The following is a 6,700-nucleotide window of genomic DNA, read 5'->3' as shown; positions in this document are numbered from 1 at the left end:
CCGCCTGCTGGACGCGCTGGAGGAGTTGGTGACGGCCGGGCCGCACCGTCACCGCCGCGGGCAGCATCGTCGGGCGGCCGTCGACGACGGTGACGAGGTTCGCCGTGCCCAGCGAGATCCCCAGAGAACTGCGCATACCCGTTAGTCGTTCGGCGCCGCCGAAACGTTAGGTGCGCGCCGAATACTCCGCGACCAGCGCTTCGGCGCTGCGCATCGCCGCCCGGCAGGCGCGTGTGGTGAAGGGGTCGTTGAGCGGGTGCTCGGCGCGCCGCCGCCAGCGCTGGGCGGCCGCGAACGCGGCCCGCGGCCCGTCGTCTGCGCTGTCGGGCCCCAGCCCGAGCCGGCTCGCCGCGTCGGTCCCCGAGCCACCGATCAGCCGGCGCAGCGACGCCATCTCCTCGGGGTTCAGCGACGTCGGCCGCGAGCGTAGCGCGCTGAGCAGCCGCAGTTCCTCGAACGCGTGGGTGTCGGCGAGCAGCGGCTCGATGTCGGCGAGGATCGCCGGGGTGGCGTAGATCGGGTGGCGCTGCACGATCTCACGCAGCGACAGCAGTGCGGTGTGCGCCTTGAGCAGGTCGGAGCGCTGGGCGAACTGCTGGTCGATGACCTCGCGCAGCGCGACCAGGCCGCTGCGTTCGAGCAGCTCGTCGGCCAGCGCCACCGAGTCGCTCACCCCGGCGCGCAGCACCGCGATCGAGATCCGGATGCCGAACATGCCTAACCGGTCCAGCAGGGCGGCGCGGGTGGCGGCGTCCACGGGCAGGGAACTGTCCTCGCGGACGAACCGGTCGACCGAAAGCATCGCCTTGGCGAGCTCGGCGGCGTCGACACCGGCCAGCTTCTCCAGCGCGACGAACTCGCTCTGCCGCAGCGTGCGAGCGGTCAGCGCCAGCAGGCCGGACACCGGCACGACCGCCTGGCAGATGCCGGTGCGGTCCATCTCGGTGGTGAACCGCTGGGCGACGTCTTTGGCGGAGATCATCGCGTCGATCCGGCCCGCCCCGATCTCGTCGGCGCGCGACGCGACGCCGATCACCCCGAGCGCGCCGGCCGAGCCTCCGACCAGTTCGCCGATCTGCTTGAGCAGCGCGATGTCGGCGGCGTTGAGCGTGCGCAGCAGGAACACCACGGCATCGACGCGCGGCACCCCGTCGCTGGGCACCAGCAACCGCAGCGTGCGGGCCGACACGTCGCGGGACAGCGACGACGTGCCGGGCGTGTCGATGATCGTGGCGTCGGTCAGCTCGGCGGCCGGCCACTCGACGTCGAGGTCGACCACGTCGTCCGGGTCGACCTGGGCCAGGTCGAACGTCAGCCCCCGGTCGGCGGGGTCACGGGTGATCGGCACGTTCGACCGCCGGCCGTCGCGGTGGTTGGCGGTCACCCGGGGCGTCGGACCGTGCCGGAACCACGTGACGATGCGGGTGGCCTCGGTGGCGTCGGTCGGCGCGATGGTGTCGCCGACGAGGGCGTTGACCAGCGTCGACTTTCCGGCCTTCAGGGTGCCGGCCAGGGCGATGCGCATCGGCTCGTTGAGCCGGTGCCCGATGCCGGCCAACTCGTGGTGCACGTCGGGGCGCTGCCGGTAGGTGGGGTCGGCCCGGTAGGCGGCGATGGTGCCGCCGAGGATCGCCCGCACGCGGTCGCTGGTGCTCAGTGCCGTCCCGTCCCGATAGCCCGACTCGTAGGCACTCGAGCTTAGTGACCCCCGGCGGCGTGCTTGTCGGCGTGCTCGACGACCTGCTCGAGGATGTTGAGCTGGCGTTCCAGCTCCTTGACCCGCCCGGCCCGCTCGGTCTCGGCGACCTTGGCGGCGGCGAGCGTGGCCTGCAGCGACTCGTTGAGCGAGCGGGTGGTCTGGTTGGCGATCTCGCGGTAGTGGTCGCGCAGCTGACGCTGGATGCCCTTGAGGCGGTCGCGGGACTCCTTGCCGACGACGAACGCGACGTCGTCGACGAACCGGCGCACGTTGGTCTTGGCCTCGTTGCGCACCCGCAGCATCCGGTTCTCCATGTCCTCCTTGTAGGCCTTGCGACCGAGCACCAGCCCGGCGCCCAGGGAGAGCGGGTTGAACATCCCCAGCCCGGCGAAGGACGTCAGCATGCCGAACATCAGCACGCCGCCGTAGGACCCGCGCATCCCGGTCACGATCTTGTGGCCGGTCTTGATCGGCTTGGCCTCGAGCTGGGCCAGCGACTTGAATTCGCCGAAGTCCGCGCCCAGGTCGCGGGCGTCGATGGCGGGCATCCGCACCGCGTCGAGCCCGGCCTCCTGGAAGGTGCGGGCCACCTCGGCGGCCAGGGCCTCGGCGCGCTGGTAGGCCCAGACGAAGTTGTCGCCGACGGCGGTGGCGACCGCGTCCTCGAGTTCGGCGCCGATCTCGGCCCAGTGCAGCGTCGGATCGCCGGTGTCGATGACCCGCTCGGTGTGGAAGGTGATGGTCCGAAACCGTTGCCGCAGATCGTGATCCACGTCGGAGGTCAGGTCGGCGATACCGTCGTTGAGCACCTGCTGCCACAGCGCGGTCTGCTGCAGCGCGTCCTGGGCCTCCTGCTTGCGGGCTTCGAGGTCGGCGGTCAGGGCCTCGCGGGCGTGCGGGTCGTTGAGCGCCGAGAGCTCGGACTGCACGGCGAGCATCAGGTGCTCGGCGGCGGCGCGGACGTCGGTGAGCACCTGGTCGCGCACCCGGTCCTTCTGCCGGCCGAGCACGTCCTCGGAGAGGAACTTCACGATCGCCGGGAAGTTCGACTCCTCGTTGAGCTCTTTGTCGTTGAGCTGCACGGCGTGACTGCGCAGGATCGACGACGCCGGGATCATCGGCACCCCGAGGCCGGCCCGGCGCAGATGCGCGGCGTTGGCGTCGATGATCTGCCGCCAGTGCGGATACAGATCGGTCTTGGTGGCCACGACGACCGCGACCGGGCACACCTCGAGGGCCTGCCGGATGAACGTCATCTCCGGTTCGGTGAACTCCTGGCTGGTGTCGCTGATCATCAGCATCGCGTCGGCGTCGGGCAGCAGGCCGAGCGTGGCCGACAGGTGGGGCTGGCCGTGACCGCCGACGCCCGGGGTGTCGATGAACGCCAACCCACCCTTGAGCAGCGGGCTGGGCGCGGTCACCTCGACGCGCAGCACCTCCCTGCCACGGGCCTGCGGCGCTCGGCGCAGATCGTTGCGCAGGTCGGCGACGGGGATCTCGACCAGTTCGGGTTCCTCGCCGTCGGGCCGGGCGACCACCAGCCGCGCCGACGCCTGCTCGCCGTAGGACACCACGGTGGCGAGCACCGTGGATTCGTCGTCGCCCACGCGGGCGACGGGCATGTTGAGCAGCGAGTTGAGCAGTTGGCTCTTGCCCTGCTTGAGCTGGCCGGCGATCACCACCCGGATCTGCGGGTCGTCGACGCGTGCCCTCGCCCTGGCGAGCCGGGCCACCAGGTCGCCGCGCTGCTGGGTGTCGGCGATCCTGCTGGTGTGGTCGATGAGCTCGACCAGCACGCGATTGGGTTGGGTCATCACGGCCCCTCTGCTCGGCGGCACTCTCGAAAGGTCAACGGTAAGCGCGCCACCGGCGGGGACCGATGCGGTCCCCGCCGGCGGCTGGTGAGCAGGTTCGGATCAGAACGCGTCGAGATCGGTCGCCGTGGTGTTGTGCGAGGCCAGATCGTTGTGGGAGGCCAGGTCGGTGTGCGTCGACAGGCCGGTGTCGTTGCCTGAGAACAGCGACGTGTCGGTGTGGTTGCCCGACCCGATCGCGGTCTCGTTGCCCGAGCCGATGTTGGACTCGTAGCTCGAGGAGTGGTCCTCGATCGAGGTGTCGTGCGAGGTCTCGGTCGAGCTGTGCACCGAGGTGTTGACCGAGTTGTCCTCGACGTTGTCGCTGCCGTTGTTGCCGGCGACCTGGGTGCCGGTGTTGACGTCGTTGTCGGTGATGATGATGCCGCCGCCGTTGCCGCCGTGGCCGCCGGCCGCGTTGCCCGAGCCGATGCCGAGCAGGCTGCCGCCGCCGTCAGCGCCGCCGCCGTGGCCGCCGCTGGTGTCGACGTCGTTGAGGACCGGAGAGTGGTTGTCGGAGATGAGGTCTCCCCCGGCGGTCTTGGAGTTGTCGTCGATCGCGTTGTCCTTGCCGACGGCCACGTTCGATCCGGAGCCGGCGAGGATGTCGCCGTTGTTCATGGTGTTGCCGTCGCCGAGCACCGCGCCGTCGCCGCTGACGATGTCGCCCTTGTTGTCTCCGTCGACCACCACGCCGCCGTTGGTGGCGGTGTTGGTGCTCTTGTCGCCGAAGGTGATGTCACCGAAGCCCAGGTTGAACGCGCCGTTCTGGGCGTTGGCGCCGGCGTCCTGGACGGGGCTGGCGACGGGGACGTTGTTGCCGCTGAGCAGGTCGGTGTTCGTCTCCGGGGCGAACGTCGGCGCCCACGAGGTCTGCGGGGAGAACGGGGAGGCGAAGTTCGAGGCCAGCTGGTGGTGGTCGGCGACCGCGCGCTGAAGGCCGACGATCGGGTCGCCGCCGCCGAGGGCGTAGCCGGCCGGCGCCGCGGTGGCGGCGACCGAGGCCAGCTGCGCGGCGGTGACGTTCGGCAGGCCCGCGTCGCGCAGGGCGCCGTCGGGGTCGATGACGAACGAGGCGGCCGATGCCGGGCTGCGGAACAGGTCGAGGATGAAGTCGATCAGGGTCGTCATGGGAGTGCCTTTCTGGAGCTGGTGCGTGGGTCCCGCCGGCGCTTCCCGGCGATCTGGAGACCACGTTATGGAGTTCGCCGGGCCCCGGAAACGGGGGCGGCGCCCACGGCTGGAGCATCCCCATGCGGGATATCGGAGTGGCTGCGTTAGGGGATTAGGGGATTTCTAGGGGCGTCCGGGGATCCGGGCATCGTGGCAGCTCAGAATGCAGAAAACCCGCGCGGACCGAGTCCGCGCGGGTCAGGTGTGACCTCGTCGACTGGCGCAGTCGCGTCAGTCGAAGAGGTCGAATCCGGACGGATGGTCCACCGGGTGGTCGAGGTCGTGCACATCGTCGGCCAGCGGCACCCAATGGTCGTCCACGGACGGTTCGGTGATCGCAGGATGGTCGAACTCGACGTCGTCAACCTGCAGCGACGGCGCCGGATCCGGTGCGGCCAGCGCGGCATGCGGTTCGTCGAGATGGTCGACGATCGTCGGCACCGCGCTGTCGGTGTCGATCACCGACGCGACGGGGAGATGGTCGTCGAAAGCGTCGAACGCGGCGGTCGCCGCACCACTGGCCCAGACGTTGGACGCGGACTCGGCGCCGAAGGCGTCCAGGCCGTGCGCGGGGGCGGACATCGACAGTGACTCGGCGACCACGGGAATCAGATTCTGCACGTCCACGCTGGTCACATCGGTCAGGTGGGCGTCGGCGAGGGCCTGCGCAGGGTCGGCGGCGTAGCGGGCAGCCGCATCCGGATCGCGGACCAGCGACATCACGAAGTCCAGTAGTGAGTTCGCCACGATGACCCTTTCCCTCAATGTGTCCTCGATTTTATCGGCGCACCGTGTTCGGCGGATCGGTGCGAAGCCCAACCCCGCGTCGGGGCTGTTAGGGGATCACCCGTTAGGGGATAAGCCACACTAGGGGCGCCTGCGCCGGGAGCGACGGCCCGGCCGTTAAGGTGGTGGGCGGTCCGGCCGACCGGGCCGGCCGAAGAGGAGATCCACCACCATGACCGAACCACTGGGGTTGTCGATCGGGATGACGAACCTGGTGGCCGCACGTGTCGGCCGCCCGCCGGTGACGCGGCGCTCGATCCTGACCGTCTACCCCGATCGCGCTCCCGAGGTGGGGGTTCCCACCGACGCGACGCCGCCGGGCCTGGTGCTCAGTGGGTTCGTCGACCGCGTGGGCGATCCGGTGCCGCTGGTCGCCGCCGACGGTTCGGCGCACCGCGGTGAGGTCGTGCTCGCCGAGGCCCTCGCCGCGATGGCGCGGGCGGTGGACGGCGGTTCACCGGTCGCGATCGCCGTGCCCGCGCACTGGGGACCCGGCACCATCGGGGCGCTGCGGGGCGCGCTGCGCTCGCGCCCGATCCTCGCGCCCGACGGCGTGCCCGCCGCGCTGATCCCCGATGCGTCGGCCGCTCTGGCGGCACTGCAGGCGGCGCCCGGCCTGCCCGATCAGGGGGTGGTGGTGCTGGTCGATCTGGGCGGCAGCGGCACCAGCGTCACGCTCGCCGACGCGGGCGCGAATCTGGATCTCGTGGGCCAGACCGTGCGCTATCCCGACTTCTCCGGGGACGCGGTCGACCAGGCCCTGCTCGACCATGTGCTGGCCGGCATCGCCGACGCCAACGACCCCGATCCGGCGGGCACCGCGGCGGTCGGCTCGCTGGCGCGGTTGCGTGAGGAGTGCCGTCAGGCCAAGGAACGGCTCTCCGAGCAGACCGCCACCGTGGTCCCTGCCGAGCTGCCCGGCTTCCGCTCGGACATCCGCGTCACCCGTCCGGAGCTCGAGCACCTGCTCGCCGACCCGCTGGGCGGGTTGCTCGCGGCGATCGACGACACGTTGCAGCGCGCCAACGTGCCGGTCACCAACGTCGCCGCAGTCGCCACCGTCGGCGGTGGAGCAGCGATTCCGGTTGTTACGCAACGACTTTCGGAACGACTTCGGGCGCCGGTCATCACCACGCCCGAGCCGGCGCTCAATGTCGCGCCCGCCGAACTGCGACGGCTCCAACATCGA

The 6,700-nt window shown here is 70.8% G+C and carries 5 protein-coding genes; 1 reads left to right on the top strand and 4 read right to left on the bottom strand.

The window, feature by feature from the left end; all coding sequences use genetic code 11:
• Positions 1-166: 166 nt before the first annotated feature.
• From MCHUDSM44219_RS26025 to MCHUDSM44219_RS26010, 4 genes are all read right to left on the bottom strand, one after another.
• Positions 167-1,657, bottom strand: coding sequence for a dynamin family protein (locus MCHUDSM44219_RS26025; RefSeq protein ID WP_048421170.1), 1,491 nt, complete (start codon positions 1,655-1,657; stop codon positions 167-169).
• Positions 1,658-1,698: 41 nt separating this feature from the next.
• Positions 1,699-3,513 carry an isoniazid-induced dynamin-like GTPase IniA gene (gene iniA, locus MCHUDSM44219_RS26020; RefSeq protein WP_048421169.1) on the bottom strand — a complete coding sequence of 605 codons (1,815 nt, stop codon included), beginning with the start codon at positions 3,511-3,513 and terminating at the stop codon, positions 1,699-1,701.
• A 102-nt stretch (positions 3,514-3,615) separates the two neighbouring features.
• Positions 3,616-4,683 carry an IniB N-terminal domain-containing protein gene (locus MCHUDSM44219_RS26015; protein WP_048421168.1) on the bottom strand — a complete coding sequence of 356 codons (1,068 nt, stop codon included), beginning with the start codon at positions 4,681-4,683 and terminating at the stop codon, positions 3,616-3,618.
• 273 nt (positions 4,684-4,956) lie between these two features.
• A complete protein-coding gene (locus MCHUDSM44219_RS26010) occupies positions 4,957-5,472 on the bottom strand; it encodes an Rv0340 family IniB-related protein (protein ID WP_048421167.1) in 516 nt (171 codons plus the stop codon).
• Positions 5,473-5,683: 211 nt separating this feature from the next.
• Between MCHUDSM44219_RS26010 and MCHUDSM44219_RS26005 the strand changes: the two genes are divergently transcribed.
• Positions 5,684-6,700 (top strand): Hsp70 family protein (locus tag MCHUDSM44219_RS26005; RefSeq protein WP_048421166.1); only part of this gene is annotated, 1,017 nt, incomplete at its 3' end.

Source organism: Mycolicibacterium chubuense (assembly GCF_001044255.1).
In the GTDB taxonomy this organism is placed as follows: domain Bacteria; phylum Actinomycetota; class Actinomycetes; order Mycobacteriales; family Mycobacteriaceae; genus Mycobacterium; species Mycobacterium chubuense.
The sequence above is the reverse complement of the archived record's forward strand: the minus strand, read 5'-3'. Positions and strand labels throughout refer to the sequence as shown.

What these genes read in the sequence shown, in the direction of transcription:
- MCHUDSM44219_RS26015 (WP_048421168.1), bottom strand. Translation starts at nt 4,683, where the DNA reads ATGACGACCCTGATCGACTTCATCCTCGACCTGTTCCGCAGCCCGGCA.
- iniA (WP_048421169.1), bottom strand. Translation starts at nt 3,513, where the DNA reads ATGACCCAACCCAATCGCGTGCTGGTCGAGCTCATCGACCACACCAGC.